The sequence below is a fragment of the Lysinibacillus sp. RS10 genome, assembly GCF_041956855.1.
Classification (GTDB): Bacteria; Bacillota; Bacilli; order Bacillales_A; family Planococcaceae; genus Lysinibacillus; species Lysinibacillus xylanilyticus_A.
In genome coordinates, this window is record NZ_CP167122.1 from 136,732 (window position 1) to 153,336 (window position 16,605).

A 16,605-nucleotide genomic window follows, 5' to 3' on the forward strand; every position below is an offset into this window, starting at 1 on the left:
CACCTCTGAAAATTCTAAGAGGTGGATCTTCTATTTTTAGGGAATGTAATTTTAAATGTAGTTCCTTTTGAAATCTCACTTTCAATAGAAATAGTACCATTATGAGCTTGAACAAGCTTATAAACGATCGCCATGCCCAGTCCAGTACCTTCAGAAGAAGCATCTGTCGTAGTTCCGCGATAATACTGCTGAAAAATATTATCTAACATGTGCCTGGATATCCCCACACCGTTATCCACAATGTGAATTTCTACATGCTCTGACCTATTAAAAATCTGTGTATAGATATCTGTGTTGTGTGGATTGTGGATAATTGAATTCATAAGAATGTTTTGCAATATCCGTTGCATGAATTTAGCATCAAATTCAACGTTAAGTATTGAAATATCCGTCTCAAAATGAAGCCTATAGTCATTAGCTTGTGGATTATTGCTCATATTGGCAACAATTCGTTTAGTAAATTCAACTATATCCAGATTTTCTTTATGCAAAGGTAAGTAGCCATTCGCACTATTTAACTGAATAACGAGACTTAAATCTTGAATAAGTTCCTCCATATGCTTGCCTTTATCTGCAATCTCTTGAATAAAGGATTGGGCTTCCCCTTGAGACCATTCGTATTGCTCGTTTAATAACAGAGTAGAGTAGCCTGTAACATAAGTTAATGGTGTTTTTAAATCGTGCGAAATACCGGCAATCCATTCTTGTTTAGCTTGCTCTACTTTTTCTCGTTCTATCTCCGCTGCTTGTAATTTGAAAGATAAGCTTTGTAAATGTTGAAGTACCTCTTGATATAAAAGATAGCGCATACGAAGCTTTCCTTTTCGAGTATAGATTTTAGAGAATCCCTCCGGCTTTTCGTAATTTTCTTGTGAAAGCTGATGAATCCATGTCATGATAAATCCAAGAGGACCCCCAAAATACCATCCAAATGCTCCGATACAAGCTATAGTGCTGAACCCGAAAGTCCATAGTACAATCATATTCTCAGAATCTTCATTTACAGATTTATTGATAAGTGGAAGGATTCCTTCTACACTAATCAAAATACAAATACCTGATGCAAATATCCACAAAATTATCCCCAATGCGAGGTGAAACATAAATCGCGTACTTATTCGCATCGTGAATCCTCTTTTGGTGGAATAAATTTATAACCGATTCCACGTAAGTTTACAATGATTTTAGGGTTACGCGTATCATCTCGAAGCTTTTTCCTTAGCTTCGAAATATGGATCGTAACGGTTTTCTCCTCACCATAAACGTCATTTCCCCAAACAAATTCATAGAGCTGTGTAGTAGTGAAAATACGGTTAGGATTTTTACAAAAGAACTGCAGTAGCTCTAACTCCTTAGCTGTACATTCGACGATCTGATTATTAACGATTAATGTTGCAGATTCAGGATTAAGAGCAAAATAACCGAAATCGAACTTCACACTTTGCTGTTGCTGTGAATTCTCATACATTTTTTGACGTCGAAGGATGACCTTTATCCGAGCAATGACCTCTAAAGGATTGAAAGGTTTTGTAATATAATCATCTCCACCGATTCCTAGTCCTGTTAATTTATCAAAATCTGTAGAGCGAGCACTGACAAAAATGATCGGTGTATTTGTATGTTTCCGTATTTCCGTACAGAGCTCAAAGCCACTTATATCTGGCAACATGATATCGAGCAAAATAATATCGTATATATTGGTTTTGACAAGCTGTAATGTGTCTTTGCCCGTCGATGCAGTATCAATATTTGTAAAGTTTTCTTTTCGAAGTGTAATTTCTAATAATATTAATATACCAATCTCATCATCTACGATTAAGATTTTTTCTGTAGATTCCATTTTTATCCCTCATTTCAATTTCATCATAACAGCTTCTGATTGTTATATCCTTACTCTCTTGCAAAAATTACTGTCATTTTCCATCGAGTTTACTTTGTTTTTACTTTCACTTATTAAGATAAATGTAACGAATTCAAAATGGTAAGGAGTAAACAACATGGAAACTGTTATTCAAATACAGCAATTAAGTAAGAGCTTTAAAGGAGTCGAAACTGTCTCGAATGTCAATATGAATGTTAAGAAGGGAGAGATTTATGGGTTTTTAGGTCCGAATGGAGCGGGGAAAACGACGATTATGAAGATGATATTAAATTTAGTAAAACCAACTTCAGGTGAAATAAAAATTTTTAATAATCTAATCACAACGTCCTCCTATCAATATTTAAACAAAATAGGCAGCATTATTGAGTATCCGGAATTTTATGAAAGGCTAACAGCAAAGGAGAATTTAGAGCTTCACTGTGAGTATGTTGGTGTTTATGAAAAAGGGGCTATACAAGAGGCACTAGCTATTGTAGGTCTGGATGGAGTGGAACATAAAAAAATACATGAATTTTCGCTAGGGATGAAGCAAAGATTAGGCATCGCACGGGCAATTGTTACGAAACCAGAGATTTTAATTCTGGATGAGCCGATAAATGGTCTTGATCCTATAGGTATTAAAGATATACGCGAGCTTTTAATGCTGTTAAAAGAAGAGCATGGAATCACTATTTTAATATCAAGTCATATCGTGTCAGAAGTTGAATCAATAGCAGATACTATTGGCATCCTTCACCATGGAAAATTATTAAAGGAAGTAAAAATGGAGGATATTCGAAAAGAAAACATGGAGTACCTGGAAATCAAAATAGACGATTTGAAAAAAGCGATTCGTGTGCTAGAGAACAAGTTAGGAATTCGGAAATATGAAATTGTGAATCAGCATTGTATTCGAATTTTTGAACATGATATTTCTCAATCTCAAATTAATAAAGAGCTTATTTTAAATGACATTGTTGTCAATGGAATTGAAAAACAGCAACAGCATTTAGAAGAGTATTTCTTAAATCTTATTAATGGAGGGAATCGAATTGCTTAAACTATTAAGGCTTGAATGGAAAAAGAATTGTATAGCTGGCTATTTTAAAGGATTAATCAGTTGTATTGTTGGAATTTTGGCGGCGGTTGTGCTTATGGCCTTAGGTTCCGGAGATGAACAGGTGTTTCGGGATTATACAGATTTTATGTCTTTAACAAATATTTTAATTCGAATTGTTTTTATTATTTTTTCGAGTGTGATTTTATCGCGTTTAGTCATTGACGAATACAAAAATAAAACGGTCCAATTATTATTTACGTATCCATTAAAAAGGAAAAAAATAATTCTTGCTAAGCTGTCGCTAGTTTTCGGATTTTGTTTCTTTAGTATTATTGTTGCAACTTTTATGATTAATATTGCTGTTTATTTCTTAAATCCAATGATGAACCTGTTTGATACGCCTGTAGAGATTCAGGAGATGGTAGCTACAATTCCGTCTACTTTTGTTAATGCTTTTATGATGGCCGGGGTAAGCTTAATTCCTTTGTACTTTGGTATGCGAAGAAAATCAACAGCTTCGACAATTACATCAGCGGTCTTAATTGGATTTGTTATTAATGCAACAGTTTCAAATGGGGATTCATCCGCTAGCTTATTCCAATTTGTCGGTGTCCCAATCAGCATGTGTCTATTAGGGCTTATTATTGGTTATCTCTCTTATTATAAAGTCGACAAAGTAGATTTAACGTAAATTTTTTCAGCAAATATTGTTTGTACCGAGGCGTAATTGATATGAGAAATGAGGATGTAAAGTGAAAAAAGCGATCATAGCTTTGATATTTGTTATTGCAATAGGAGGAATTATATTCACCCTTAAAACAAATGGTGAAAAGGGTATTAACGAAGAACAGTCCTTTGATGTTCAGCAAATTGAAGAACTTGAAATAAACGGTGAGTCTTGGGATATAGCATTAGAAAATACAGATTCTGAAAAAATAACAATTGAAATTGAAGGTAAGCTACAAGAAAAGCAGGAAAACAACCCTGTTGAAATTAAGAAAGACGGAAATAAAGTTGTAGTATATCAACAAGACACTGAAGGAGGGGTTATGAATAACTTTAGCTTTGGAAAAAAGGGTACTATTCACATTGCTGTTCCTAAAAATGCTGTGAATAAGATTGCAATAAAAAACAGCTATGGTGATGTTAAAATGAACAACATTGAAACAGAAGAACTGTCGATTTCAACGGATTCTGGCTCTAAAATCATTAAGGGACTATCTGCTGATAAAGGTGAGATTACATCGAAGGATGGAGAATTGAAAATGGTGGATAGTACCGTGAATGAATTAACGATTGCCTCTACAAATGGTGATTGCTATATGACTAGAATCAACAGTCCGAAAACGAAAATTACTTCGACTAGCGGTGAAGTTTTTATGAAAGAAATCATCGAAGGAAAAGCATTATTTGTAGAGACTGCTTCGGGAGATATTACAATATCCTACAAAGAGACACCCAAATCATTAGAGCTTATGGCGAATAGTGAATCATCCGACATAAGCGTTGATTTAGAAGGTTATCAGAAAGAAGAACATACGGAGCAATTAAAGAAAGGTAAGATTGGTGACGCGTTAAATAAATTGGAACTAATTAGTAAAGAAGGTATAATAATTGTAAATTAAAATCTAAAAATCTATGAGGTCAATGAGAGATGTTAAGACGAGAACTGATTTCAGAAGTAGCCAATACTCTAGGGGGTTTATATGGTTAAGCATATTTATGTAATTAGACATTGCGAAGCTCAAGGACAATCGTCGGCTGCTTCTTTAACAGAAGATGGCTTGCATCAAGCAGAAGATTTAGCTGATTTTTTCGCTGACATAAAAATTGATCGAATCATTGCCAGTCCCTTTTCACGTGCAATTCAAACTATAGAACCGCTAAGTAATAGGAAAAATATAAATATTGAAATCGATGAACGGCTTTCAGAACGCATTTTAAGCACTAGAGATTTACCCGATTGGTATGAAAAACTTCAAGAAACTTTTACCAATATGGAGTTAAAGTTTGAAGGTGGAGAGTCAAGTAGCGAAGCAATGAAACGGATCGTTCACGTAGTTGAGGAAACTTTTCAAAGTGATGCCGAGCATTCCATTATTGTTAGTCATGGAAATATAATTGCTTTACTATTAAAGTATTATAATAATGAGGTCGATTTTCAAGTTTGGGGAAATTTAAGTAATCCAGATATTTTTCAATTTAGCACTAAGCATAATGAAATAACAATAGAACGTGTATGGAAATGATAAAAGTTTGTTTTGCTTAAAATCCCCTCCCGATATAGGAAGAAGATCGCTTCTGTAGCTACGTTTTCCTGCGTTCGGTAGGGCGGCAGCAGGAGCTTATAAAAAATTGCGAATTAATGAGGTGGTATGAATCGAATTTCATACCACCTATTTTGTGATTGTTGGTAAAAGGAGAAGGAAGATGGAGAAGATACTACAAGAAATACTGAATTGGATAAAATTAAATGATAAAAGGATTATTATTGGTATCTCAGGGCATGGAGCAGCAGGAAAAACAACGTTTGCCAATAAACTTGTTAATTGTCTAAATCAAAATGAAGTGAATTATATGAATACAGATCCGTATATTGTTAGTTCAGATATACGTAAGCAAACAATTATCGCCTATACATATCAAAATGAAAACCATTGTTTTAAAATGACGGCTTGTCATCCAGCAGCTCATCATTTGCCTTCTTTAGAAAGAGATATTCAGATGGTTCGAGAAGGTCTAGATTTATTGACAATAGATACGCATTATATGAAAAGTGCGTTAATTTCTTCAAAAACTAAAGTAACGATTGTAGAGGGAATGAGTGTAGCATTTATTAATCCCAAATTATTTGATTTGAAAATTTATTTTTATACAGATAGTGAGACGGAATTAATAAGAAGGTCGGGTCGTGATGTACTTGAAAGAGGAACCGATATCAATTATTTAAAGCAGTCCCATGAAGAACGTCGGATTCAATATGAATTGTTTATGCATTCGTATAGTCAGCCATTTGATATTATTTTTAAAACGTCTGATGAAGTAGTGTGTTTAGAAAAAAATACATTTGTAAGTAACTACTAGCTAAATAACTACAAAAGCCTTCTGCTATTCAATAGTCAGAAGGCTCTTGTAATGAAATAATTCAATACTGAAATTTCACTCGAACAGTCGCATTAACGGCTATTTGACCTTGTTCAATAGGCGTAGAAATATTGGAATCGGCCATCGCCATTGATCTATACAGAACTGGGGCGCGTTCTAGTTCCTCAACAATTTCGATAGGCTGTGGTTGTAAAGGCAAATGCATTGTCTCGGCAATCGTTTTAGCCTTCATTTGCGCATTATGAAGGGCTAAACTAAGAGCTTGTTGATAATAGGCATCGGCATTGTCAATATTGAATTGGATAGAGGAGATTCGATTTGCACCATTTTCCACAGCTGTATCAATAATTACACCAATCTGATTCATATCTGTTACTTTAACGGTAATACCATTTGTGACTTCATAGCCTTTAAAAATCTGTTTGCCGTCCTCATAATCATAAAGTGGTGAAATCGTATAGACAGCTGTTTGAATATTTTCCCTTGGGATATGGAGATCTAAAAGAGCTTGGATAACACGATTCATAATGACTGCATTTTCCTGCTGTGCTTCTTGTACATTTTTTCCTCTTGTCTGGACTTCAATTTGAAGTTGAACATAACTTGGAGTAGCCATTACTTTTCCGTTTCCAGTGACGTCAATCACACGAGATGGATGGGGCGAGTGCTGACTTACATTTGCATAGTACATAGAATACCACCTTTCGAATGGTTCATATTAGTAATGCTATGCTTGCGGCAGAGGAAAATTGTTTATCATCATTCAGAGATATTTTTTGTATACGCCAAGGCGAGATTGATTTACTTTGCCTTCCTTTTCAATAATTTATCATGGAATTTTGTAAATAACAGTAAAGTTAAAATGGTTCCAATGAGGGCTAAAAACATGTCCCACTGAGCATCCCAGCGATCTCCTTGCATCCCTAAAAAATCTTTAGCACCCTTGCCGCCTTTTGAAACTTTTGTACTGAGCCACTCAATGATTTCGTAGAGAGCAGCAATTGCCAGCATTATACTTATTGTAATACCTGTTAACCAAGCGCCTTTCGTTAGTGGTGTTTTTCGTATTAATATTTCTCTAATGACAATGGCCATCAAACCTTTTAGGAAATGTCCAAAACGGTCGTAATTATTCCGCTGTAAGTGAAATTCTTCTTTTATCCAATTAAAAAGCGGGACCTCTGCATAAGTATAGTGCCCGCCAATAAATGTTAAGATGGATAAAAGGGCGATGATCACATAAGAGAAAGTTGTGAAGCGGAATTTGTTGTAAATAGCGACTACAATAATAATAGCAACCACAGCAGGGCTAACTTCTGCGAACCAATCCAAATAGGTAGCTGGTTTTATGACAGACCAGACAAAAATAATAACGACTATTAATAATAAGATTACATGTATTTTCCAATGTTTATCTTTATCCAAAACGAACACTCCTTTGCCTAAAGTATAGGGAAAGAGTGTCTAGCTTATTCAAACTGTACATAATACATCAACAAAAAAAGCGTCTAGTCGAAATTGAACTGACGCTTTGTTTATACATAAAAACTTTCGGTTATATCATTTTTAGTAATGCCTCTACACCAGGCATTCCTTCTGTAATACCGAGCTGCTGCGCTTCATACGTCACGGATTCTAATGGGGCTGTCAGTAGTTCATCGATTGTTTTCACACCCACTGCACGACCTGCAATAATTTTACGGTCAGCTAAGCGATCATTTAATAAACCGATATCTAAAGCCCCACACATGATGTAGCCTGTTTCATTTGAAATTGTTAGTAGTGTTGTTTTAGGTAATTGAACAATCACTGCAGTGAAAAAATGACCCTTAATCATAATAGGCTCAATTGTCACCATTAATATCACTCCTTTTCTCTATATACATATGGCAATAGGTAAAAAGGTGTTCGACATTTTCCGTAAAAAAATTATTATAAGAATAATTCTGCCACCTAAAATAAGATAAGTTGTTCGTAAAAAACTAAAAGAATCAACTCGATTTCCCTTTTGTAAGAATGAGTTGATTCTTTTTATTTATTTCGTATAAGAAAGCATTGCTGTATGATTGAATGTTTTTAATGCAATCGTTGCCTCGTTTTTAGTGTCGTACTCGAACATACGATAAGTATTTTGTTCAAAAACTGTAATAATCCACATAATGAAATCCCCTTTGTTGTTTTTTTGTACTATAACAACCGGAGGAAAAATTAATTAAACTCGTTGTTGTTATATATCAGTTTGTGTTTTTTATTTTACATCAATTTGTAAAAAAATAAAGTGGTTTGTGGGTGTTTTCACAATTCGTTCAAAATTTAACAGCAATTTATCGGTGATACAAGGTAATGAAAACCGCCAATCCTTCACGTATATTTCACTGTAAATCGTAAATAGTAAGTTGACGGAGTTATGTGAATTTGAACTTGGGAGGTGATGCTATGACACGTAAATATGTATTTCGTTTAACCCTTTGTTTTTTAATCATATCGGTATTTTTTACAGAGCTGACCATCTATGCGGATAAAGGTCGACCTTATTATGAGGAGACAGGCGAAGTTGTGTGGGACATTAACACAGAAGACAAAATAATTGCCCTAACCTTTGACGATGGACCCGATCCTAAGTATACGGCAGCTATTTTAGATGTACTGGCAAAGTATGATGCAAAAGCTACCTTTTTTATTATTGGAAAAAATGCAGAAAAATATCCGGAGCTTGTTTTAAGGTCTTATTCTGAAGGTCATGAGTTGGCCAATCATACGTATTCACATCCGTTTAATGTTTCCGTAGCTGAATTGCAGAAGGAACTGCGTCAGACAAAAGGAATCATTAATAGTATTACTGGATTTTCCCCAGTTTTATTCCGTCCTGTAGGTGGTAATTATAACGATCAAATGATTAATGCTGCAGTAAAGGATGGATACAAAGTAGTTATGTGGTCTTGGCATCAGGATACTCAAGATTGGAAACAACCAGGTGTGAAAAAAATTACACAAAAGGTATTGAAGGGATCGAAGCCTGGAGATGTTGTTTTATTCCATGATGGAGGCGGCGATCGCACGCAAACCATTAAGGCACTGGAAGAAATAGTACCAGAACTTAAAAAACAAGGTTATACATTTGTCACAATATCCGAGTTGATTGAAAGCAAACAACAACAAGAGCAAGTACAATAAGGGGAAATAAGCCATCTCAACATTGAAATGGCTTATTTTTCCCTCAAATAAAAAAATGAGTCTGCCATATCGCAGCGGATATTGATCATTGGACATCTCATTTTAGAAAAATAATAGAGGTGCGAGTGCAATTCCGATAATAGTTCCGAGTACAATCCCAACGCCAAAACCTGGTCTTCTAAAATTCCGACGACCAAAAAAACCTAAACCATATCCTCCATATCGTCTATCAGGTAGAATCCACACATGTTTTCTATCTACCATCGTTATCTCTCCAACATGTACTCTGCCAGATGCATCTGTAATTCTTACACGTTTACCATGATATTTACAGCAAAGATTGTAAGTATCAGCTGGATTCATAAAATATCCCTCCTTTCGACTTCCTTACAAGTTAATATATGCTGTTCCATACATTCCTCACTAGCCGATTGTCTATTTGAGACATAAGCTATAGCAGGAGGTGAGGGGATGTCAGTAATACCTACCGATGAGTGGCTTAATGAATTAATAGAGACTCAAAGGCAAAATCACAGTCGGAATTTTAATGAAATACAGTGTTACATTCTTTGTAGTCGTTTAGTTGAAATCTTTCATGGTGGATATCCGGAAGAACTACAATTTGAACTACAGCAACAGGGTCTTTTTCAGCCACATGAAAAAATTGATATAAAAAAGTTAAAGGAACAAAATGTGTGGGAAGTTGTCCAAAAGGAATTTATTTATTTAAAAAAGAGATGGAGCGGTCCAAATATACCAATCTATATTTTTCCGATAACACAGGAACAAACAATGACAAATAAAAATGGTGTCGCCTATCCAAATGCTTTGTTTTTATTTATAGGAGAGCTTGAAAAAGAGGAACTTAAAGCGTTATTTGCACATGAGTACAATCATGTTTGTCGTTTACAATATTTAAATAAGACGCTAGACGAAGTATCCTTGTTGGATTCTTTAATTTTAGAAGGCTTAGCAGAATGTGCAGTTGAAGAAATTTACGGAGATAAATGGTTAGCCCCTTGGTTGAGTTACTACTCTTTGGATAAAATGTTGAAGATATGGAAGAAGCGTTTTTTACCTCAAATTAATATTCAAGGATTAGACAATCATATTGAATTTTTATATGGTGGAAAGCTTCCTAAATGGATAGGGTACTGTATTGGTTATGAAATCGTAAGGACCTATATAAAAAATCATTCTTCAAAAAAACTTCATGTAAAAAGTTCGAAGGAAATACTTGTCGGCTCTGATTTTCCGCTACAATAAAGGGAAGGAGTGATTGTAGTGTCAAATGAACTAAAAAATGTCTTGCGACCAGTTATTGATTCGTCAACAAAGGTGCTAATTGTCGGTTCAATGCCTGGAAAGCAATCATTAGAGAAACAGCAGTATTATGGCAATCCACGCAATCACTTTTGGCCGATTTTAGGAGAAATATTAGAGGTAAATATACCAGATGACTATGAACGAAGATTAAAATTGTTAAAGAGCAATCATATTGGCCTTTGGGATACGATAGAATCGTGCGAGCGTAAAGGAAGCTTAGATGCAGCTATTCGTAATGAAAAACCGAATGATTTTAAAACGCTTTTTGAACAGTATCCAAATATTGAGTTGGTGCTTTTTAATGGTGGAAAGGCATTCGAAGTTTTTAAAAAACATATTGGCTTTGAGGTTTTAGTTGGTCAGGCCTATCAAAAAATGCCCTCAACTAGTCCGATACCAGGTAAAAATATTAAATCTTTTGAGGAAAAGCTTGAGGATTGGCGAGTGATGCAATCTTATTTATCTATATAATTTCACTACTAAAAAATACCCTCTGATGAGTGTTACAGAGGGTATTATAGTGCTATTAAAGACATTACTGCCAAGTATTGTAGTGAGATCCAGCGGGGCTATAGAAAAATTTAAATTGATATTTCTCTGCTAAAGCACGACTTTTTTCTTCATCCTCAAATCCAATCGCCATCACCTGAGTACCGAATTTATCTCGTATGTGAACTAATTGCTTCATCTTCTCCAATGCCCAGTCATCTTCTCCAACTACATCATACGAGAAGTTTTCCCACATTATAAAGTCGATATATGGCGCTGTGTAATCAGCTAATGTTTGAAAGCCCCAATTTTGCGCAACAGACAAGCCGTTATATTGCTGTTTTATTTTTTGGATGAAGGATAACATTGCTTCATTTTGTGCTTCCTGCTCTTTTTCAGGTAAATAAGAATTAATGTTGCCCACAGTGTCTAAAAACACACCATCTAACCCTTTTTGAACAATTTGCTTCTGAATTTCTTCTAGTAAAAGCTTTTGATAATGTTGAGAGGTCATATCCATTAAATACGAATCCCACTCAGCGAAATACATCTTTTCTCCATGCGCATCTTTATAAAAATCTGCTTCATTTAATTGACTATAAAGCGCTGAATTCCATTTGTCTGCTTCCATAGCGTTTATATAGCCGTATATTAGTGCTCCATTTTTTTGAGCAAGGTCGATATACTTCTGCTGCATTTCGATTGGCTCCACAATGACCAAATCCAAGTTAGCCATTTCCTTGCCAATCTTATCGTTTCCTTGATCTAAATAATATTTGTACTCCTTTACGTTAGCTAGCTTCGCTTGGATCCTTGTTGTAGATTCAGTGGCTTGCTTCGAAGAAATTAGTAACCAAATGCTTAGTAACACAATTATAGTAGTAATGGTGAAAAGTAATTTACGCATAAGTGCTCCTTTTCTTGGAAATACTCTCCCATTATACAATATTAGCCAATGGAATAATTGGTTGAGTGTAGTCTACAAAGCTCCCTAAAGATAGGCAATTGCTCAACGGTTATTTGCCTTTTTACATATATTGAAATATGTAAAAGGAGGAGTTTTTAATGTTTAACAATCCATATGGAGAGGATTTCAGACCTCCAAGCGGGAATGAACCTAATTTCGAACCATCATTTGGACCGCCAGGATTTGGCCCACCACCATCATTTGGCCCACCTGGATTTGGCCCACCATCATTTGGACCGCCTAATTTTGGCCCACCACCAGCAGGTCAAATGCCTCTTGGACCACCACCTAGTTTTGTGCCATCGACTCCACCGTGGGGAATAGGTACAAGTGGTATTCAATCATGCTTATTTAGAAATACGTATATATGGATGTTTAATGGATCAAGCTTTTGGTTCTTCCTAACTGCTGTAGGGAGAGAGTCTATTGCTGGGTTCCGATGGAGTAGCAGAAGGGGTTGGCGCTTCCAAACCATTGCAAGAAGAGAGATTCGCTCGTATGATTGCTCGAGATGGTAATGAAGAGTAGGACACTATGAACCAATAAGAATTCCCTGATTAGTATGATGTTACTTGTGAAGAATTATTTTACAACTTTACCGTTGTTGTTTTAGAGACAATGATGTTACAATTATTGTAATTACTGATGAAGGGACGATGGGTGGCCAATGATTAACTAATCTTATTTTTTGCGTATGGAATTTTATATTTCAATCAAAAATAGGATTAGTCTGCCCATTTTCCAAAACGCGCATCTCGTATCGACGAAGCTTTGTCGATACGAGGTTGTACGATACTTACAAGTGCTTCATTTTCCATCTGAACCTCTTTTTTTAGAGGCAGATAGGAGAAGTGGCTTACTTAGTAATGGAACACAAACAAAGCTTTGTTCATAAGCTTTTTTTGTGTATGATATTTTTAAGACTAATCCTTCCAAAATACTTGGAGGGATTTTTTTGTCCCTTCGAACGGAAAAGGATGGATGTTATGAAGGAACTTTTAAAATTACAAGATGTACGTTATGAAATACAGGATACAAAGATTTTTGAGCATATAACAGCAACGGCGAAGATGGGCGAGGTCATCGGCATTATTGGTAGAAATGGGGCGGGTAAATCCACATTATTGCAGTTGATTGCAGGCTCGATAGTGCCGACTTCGGGGCAGTTACGTTGGTTGCAGTCTGCTAAAGTTGCTTATGTAGAACAGGAGAGTGCGCATTTTGATACGCTGGAGGTAACTGCAAACGAGGCTGATTTGCTTGCTAAATGGCAGGTTCCAGATGTGTTATTTTCAGCATTAAGTGGTGGAGAGAAGCTAAAAATGCGTCTTGCTGATGGTTTTGCACAAAATGCTCAATTACTTTTACTAGATGAGCCAACGAATCATTTAGACGAGCGAAGTACTGCACTGTTAATTGAGCAAGTAAAAAATTATGATGGTACCATCATTGTTGTCTCTCATGATCGCTATTTTTTAGACGAGATTGCGACTAAAATTTGGTCGCTAGAAGAAGGGAAGCTCATGGAGCATAGTGGCAATTATAGTAGTTATATGGCCGCTAGAGAACACCAAAGACTAACACAACAACGTGCCTATGATAAACAGCAAAAAAATATTGAACGTATAGAGGCACAGATGAAGGAGTTAACATCCTGGTCACAGAAGGCACATGCGCAGTCTACAAAGCAGGAGGGCTTTAAGGAATTTTATCGTGTAAAAGCAAAGCGTATGGACTCGCAAGTTAAATCTAAGAAAAAACGATTAGAGAAGGAGCTTGCGAAGGTTAAAATTGAAGCTGTAGAACCTGAGGAAGAGATTCGTTTTTCTTTAGACACAAATCAACGAGTGGGCAAGCGTTTTTTAGAGACAAAGAGTTTAACGAAGTGCTTTGAGCAACGAGTTTTATTGAAGAATGTAAATTTGATTGCAAAATTTGGTGAGAAAATTGCCATTATTGGGACAAATGGTAGTGGCAAAACAACATTATTAAAGATACTCTTAGGGCAGGTAGAGGCTGAAGGGGAAGTTTGGCTATCTCCTGCTGCAAACATCGGCTATTTAACACAGGAAGTATTTGATTTACCACTGGATCAGACACCGGGGCAATACTTTTATAAAGAAACCTTTGAGGAGCAAGGGAAAGTTCGAAATTTAATGAAGCATTTAGGTTTTACACCAGCACATTGGACTGCTCCAATAGGCAAAATGAGTATGGGAGAGCGTGTAAAGTGTAAATTAATGGCATATATTTTAGAGGATAAAAATGTGCTTATTTTAGATGAACCGACGAATCACCTTGATTTACCTTCTCGGGAGCAGTTAGAGAAAACACTTGCGCAATATAAGGGAACATTACTTGTTGTCTCACATGATAGATATTTTCTTGAGAAGGTAACTGATAATGTGTGGGAAGTTCAAAATAAACGTATTGAGAAAAAATGGAGAAATAGTGCTCCTTCTCAAGCCGATGATAAAGCCGCTCTTCGTTTAAAACTTGAAAATGAAAGACAAGAAATACTTGGCAAGCTTAGTTTTCTTACGGCAAAGGATAAGGATTACGCTATGCTTGATCAAAAGTTTAACGAACTGACGAAGCAAATTAATGAACTTAAGTAACTACAATAGTTTTTAGGTAGGGAAGAAAGAAGTGACCTTACACGATTTGTTCTGAGATGAACCTGATCACTTTCGGGGCATATCAGATCACTTCTGAGGTCAACTTGATCACTCTTAATAAAGGGGGGCAAACGCCATGAAAAAAGTAGTTTTTACATTCATGCTTTTAAGTTTCAGTATAATCACTGCATGCTCTGATAAAGAAGAAAAACCTAACGTACCAAACAAGCCGCAAGAAGAGCAGCAATCGCAGGAAAATCAACAGGAATCTTCTAAGCCGAATAAGGAAAACACAGTAGCATCGATTACACAGGCTGAGGCACTAAAAAATGTTAAGGACCAGCTTAAAACGGAATTACCTATAACTTTACCCAAAGGGCTACCAATCACAGAAGGTACATTTTTAACGGCAACAACGAAGGCGGAAGCTAACGAAGTTGAAATAGTATTTTTTGAAAGCAAAGAGTATTTGCCAATCAACGATATTAAACTAAAACAACCAGATAGGGCGACCGTTATTGCTCGTCTCTTAGTGAAGCAATATGAAAGTGCCGACGAAGCAAGTAAGCAAATTTCTTTTGAGAATTTTAGTCAAAGTGGCGGTCAAGAAGTTGATCTTGGTTCCAATATTAAAGGCTATCAGGATGCAGGTGCTGGCTCTTTATGGACTGGTTGGAATGAGGGAAGATGGGCAATAGCGACTCAAACAAGAACAGACAATTCGGAAGCTGGTGTAAAGCTTGCTAAGCAGGCAGTACAATTTTTAGAATCGCATATGCTTCCTATTCCAAAGCAACACGGATCTGCACATTTAGATGTAAATGAATCAGGAAATTTAATCGTGTGGCAGGACGACAAGCTTGTCTATACGCTTGATTCAATCAAGGAGCCGCTAAAAGCACTTGAAATGGCTACAGCTTTTTATCATTAAATAATATTGTAAGGTGCCATATTAATAAAGTACGACTCTTCGGCAAAACGAGGGGTTGATTTCCGTTCCGACTGGGCGCTTTGTTGCTGCCGCTACGTTAGCACTACGCTTTCGCACAGAGCTAAGCTTCCTGGGGGCGTCCGATGAGCCGCTTCGCTACGCTCCAGGGTCTCGGGGCAACAGGATGTTGGTCACGAAGGCGTTATCACAGGACGTGATGCTCTTAGCCTTCGTTCCTCTATCGCTGATCCCCAAGGAGTCGCCCAGTCTCCACTCCAATCAACCACTTCACATGGTGTGTATCTTCTCGCATGTCACTTTAATTTATAGTGATAAAATGCGAAAGCGAAGTGCAAACGTAGCGGCAGCGACAATGTTATTATCTGTCTGAAAGCGAGTAGCATGGAACGAAAGCAACCTCATTTAAATCGCCGCAACATTCACAAAGATTTCCTTGACCATTTTGTTTTTTAACATAAAAACTCCTAGGGCACTTTACACCCTAGGAGTTTTATTTTTGATGGCTTAAATCTTTTCTACGTCATCCACAAGTTGCTTATATTCTGCAAACCATTTTTGCCATTCTTCCATTGGAAATTCTTCATGTACAGTTCCATTTAATAAGTCTGAAAGCAGGTCTAAGCATATATGCCAGCCAGCTAAATCTTTTGGTGTATGCTCAGTTAGCTTACCAATCGGTTCAAGTAATACTAATATGGAACCACTACTAGTGTGGGAGAGTTCAAATCTGACTGTATCTTTACCCCATTCAAATTCGAGCACTTCCTTCTCAACATAGTCTGTAATCGTTATTTCCATATAAGCATCTGTTCCATCATTCATATTAAAATGGATTTTACCGTTTTTTCGAAGATCAATGATTTCTAAATTATTCATCCATTTTTTCAGCTTGCCATTCTCCGTTAATACTGCCCAAACAGCATCAACTGAATGTGACAGTGGACGATCAAATTTTACGATAAAGCTATTTTCTTGTTTCTGAATAGTGGCGAGCATGATTATCCTCCTTATAACTTTATTTCTTATATTCATCATAGACTGCTTGAAATATTT

At 36.2% G+C, this 16,605-nt stretch carries 20 protein-coding genes; 11 read left to right on the forward strand and 9 right to left on the reverse strand.

All coding sequences use genetic code 11. The features are described from left to right. Nucleotides 1-14: 14 nt before the first annotated feature. Together ACB089_RS00810 and ACB089_RS00815 are read right to left on the reverse strand one after the other, a co-directional pair. On the reverse strand, nucleotides 15-1,124 hold the full coding sequence (locus ACB089_RS00810; RefSeq protein WP_374964766.1) for a sensor histidine kinase: 1,110 nt from the start codon (nucleotides 1,122-1,124) through the stop codon (nucleotides 15-17). After that, nucleotides 1,115-1,840 (reverse strand): response regulator transcription factor, encoded by a 726-nt coding sequence (locus tag ACB089_RS00815; RefSeq protein WP_374964768.1) that lies wholly within the window; start codon nucleotides 1,838-1,840, stop codon nucleotides 1,115-1,117. The genes ACB089_RS00810 and ACB089_RS00815 overlap by 10 nt, the downstream gene beginning before the upstream one ends. 157 nt (nucleotides 1,841-1,997) lie before the next feature. Between ACB089_RS00815 and ACB089_RS00820 the strand changes: the two genes are divergently transcribed. The 5 genes from ACB089_RS00820 (at nucleotide 1,998) to ACB089_RS00840 (ending at nucleotide 6,005) form a co-directional block, all read left to right on the forward strand. Continuing rightward, nucleotides 1,998-2,921, forward strand: coding sequence for an ABC transporter ATP-binding protein (locus ACB089_RS00820; RefSeq protein WP_374964770.1), 924 nt, complete (start codon nucleotides 1,998-2,000; stop codon nucleotides 2,919-2,921). Then, nucleotides 2,914-3,612, forward strand: a complete 699-nt coding sequence (locus ACB089_RS00825; protein WP_374964771.1) for an ABC transporter permease — start codon at nucleotides 2,914-2,916, stop codon at nucleotides 3,610-3,612. Before ACB089_RS00820 ends, ACB089_RS00825 begins: the two co-directional genes overlap by 8 nt. Before the next feature lie 61 nt (nucleotides 3,613-3,673). After that, nucleotides 3,674-4,546, forward strand: a complete 873-nt coding sequence (locus tag ACB089_RS00830) for a DUF4097 family beta strand repeat-containing protein (RefSeq protein WP_374964773.1) — start codon at nucleotides 3,674-3,676, stop codon at nucleotides 4,544-4,546. An 81-nt stretch (nucleotides 4,547-4,627) separates the two neighbouring features. Then, nucleotides 4,628-5,170, forward strand: a complete 543-nt coding sequence (locus ACB089_RS00835; RefSeq protein ID WP_374964774.1) for a histidine phosphatase family protein — start codon at nucleotides 4,628-4,630, stop codon at nucleotides 5,168-5,170. 181 nt (nucleotides 5,171-5,351) lie between these two features. Next, complete coding sequence (locus ACB089_RS00840) at nucleotides 5,352-6,005, forward strand: uridine kinase (protein ID WP_374964776.1); 654 nt, start codon at nucleotides 5,352-5,354, stop codon at nucleotides 6,003-6,005. A 61-nt stretch (nucleotides 6,006-6,066) separates the two neighbouring features. Here the strand turns inward: ACB089_RS00840 and ACB089_RS00845 are convergent, their stop codons facing one another. From ACB089_RS00845 to ACB089_RS00860, 4 genes are all read right to left on the reverse strand, one after another. Continuing rightward, a complete protein-coding gene (locus tag ACB089_RS00845) occupies nucleotides 6,067-6,717 on the reverse strand; it encodes an SIMPL domain-containing protein (protein ID WP_368638366.1) in 651 nt (216 codons plus the stop codon). Between the two features lie 110 nt (nucleotides 6,718-6,827). Further along, nucleotides 6,828-7,451, reverse strand: a complete 624-nt coding sequence (locus tag ACB089_RS00850) for a DUF2238 domain-containing protein (RefSeq protein ID WP_374964777.1) — start codon at nucleotides 7,449-7,451, stop codon at nucleotides 6,828-6,830. A 130-nt stretch (nucleotides 7,452-7,581) separates the two neighbouring features. Further along, entirely contained in the window at nucleotides 7,582-7,884 is a 303-nt protein-coding gene (locus ACB089_RS00855) for a YunC family protein (protein ID WP_068985005.1), read from the reverse strand. A gap of 177 nt (nucleotides 7,885-8,061) precedes the next feature. Then, on the reverse strand, nucleotides 8,062-8,184 hold the full coding sequence (locus tag ACB089_RS00860; RefSeq protein ID WP_374964779.1) for a hypothetical protein: 123 nt from the start codon (nucleotides 8,182-8,184) through the stop codon (nucleotides 8,062-8,064). A 278-nt stretch (nucleotides 8,185-8,462) separates the two neighbouring features. On the opposite strand from ACB089_RS00860, the gene ACB089_RS00865 reads away from it, so the two are divergent. Next, entirely contained in the window at nucleotides 8,463-9,200 is a 738-nt protein-coding gene (locus ACB089_RS00865; RefSeq protein WP_374964781.1) for a polysaccharide deacetylase family protein, read from the forward strand. 102 nt (nucleotides 9,201-9,302) lie between these two features. On the opposite strand, the gene ACB089_RS00870 is transcribed toward ACB089_RS00865, so the two are convergent. Beyond that, nucleotides 9,303-9,563 carry a hypothetical protein gene (locus ACB089_RS00870; RefSeq protein WP_374964782.1) on the reverse strand — a complete coding sequence of 87 codons (261 nt, stop codon included), beginning with the start codon at nucleotides 9,561-9,563 and terminating at the stop codon, nucleotides 9,303-9,305. A gap of 108 nt (nucleotides 9,564-9,671) precedes the next feature. Here ACB089_RS00870 and ACB089_RS00875 point away from each other — a divergent pair, with 108 nt between their 5' ends. Together ACB089_RS00875 and ACB089_RS00880 are read left to right on the forward strand one after the other, a co-directional pair. Next, nucleotides 9,672-10,466 carry a DUF2268 domain-containing protein gene (locus tag ACB089_RS00875; protein WP_374964784.1) on the forward strand — a complete coding sequence of 265 codons (795 nt, stop codon included), beginning with the start codon at nucleotides 9,672-9,674 and terminating at the stop codon, nucleotides 10,464-10,466. An 18-nt stretch (nucleotides 10,467-10,484) separates the two neighbouring features. Continuing rightward, entirely contained in the window at nucleotides 10,485-10,997 is a 513-nt protein-coding gene (locus ACB089_RS00880; RefSeq protein WP_374964786.1) for a DNA-deoxyinosine glycosylase, read from the forward strand. A 64-nt stretch (nucleotides 10,998-11,061) separates the two neighbouring features. Here the strand turns inward: ACB089_RS00880 and ACB089_RS00885 are convergent, their stop codons facing one another. Beyond that, nucleotides 11,062-11,922 (reverse strand): endo alpha-1,4 polygalactosaminidase, encoded by an 861-nt coding sequence (locus ACB089_RS00885; RefSeq protein WP_374964788.1) that lies wholly within the window; start codon nucleotides 11,920-11,922, stop codon nucleotides 11,062-11,064. A gap of 158 nt (nucleotides 11,923-12,080) precedes the next feature. On the opposite strand from ACB089_RS00885, the gene ACB089_RS00890 reads away from it, so the two are divergent. The 3 genes from ACB089_RS00890 (at nucleotide 12,081) to ACB089_RS00900 (ending at nucleotide 15,531) form a co-directional block, all read left to right on the forward strand. Continuing rightward, nucleotides 12,081-12,500 carry a hypothetical protein gene (locus ACB089_RS00890; protein WP_374964789.1) on the forward strand — a complete coding sequence of 140 codons (420 nt, stop codon included), beginning with the start codon at nucleotides 12,081-12,083 and terminating at the stop codon, nucleotides 12,498-12,500. A 468-nt stretch (nucleotides 12,501-12,968) separates the two neighbouring features. After that, nucleotides 12,969-14,600, forward strand: a complete 1,632-nt coding sequence (gene abc-f, locus ACB089_RS00895) for a ribosomal protection-like ABC-F family protein (RefSeq protein WP_374964791.1) — start codon at nucleotides 12,969-12,971, stop codon at nucleotides 14,598-14,600. Nucleotides 14,601-14,736: 136 nt separating this feature from the next. Next, the gene (locus ACB089_RS00900; protein WP_374964792.1) at nucleotides 14,737-15,531 is read left to right on the forward strand and encodes a hypothetical protein; all 795 of its coding nucleotides are present in this window, start codon (nucleotides 14,737-14,739) and stop codon (nucleotides 15,529-15,531) included. 525 nt (nucleotides 15,532-16,056) lie between these two features. On the opposite strand, the gene ACB089_RS00905 is transcribed toward ACB089_RS00900, so the two are convergent. After that, nucleotides 16,057-16,548 (reverse strand): SRPBCC family protein, encoded by a 492-nt coding sequence (locus ACB089_RS00905; protein WP_374964794.1) that lies wholly within the window; start codon nucleotides 16,546-16,548, stop codon nucleotides 16,057-16,059. Nucleotides 16,549-16,605 lie beyond the last annotated feature (57 nt).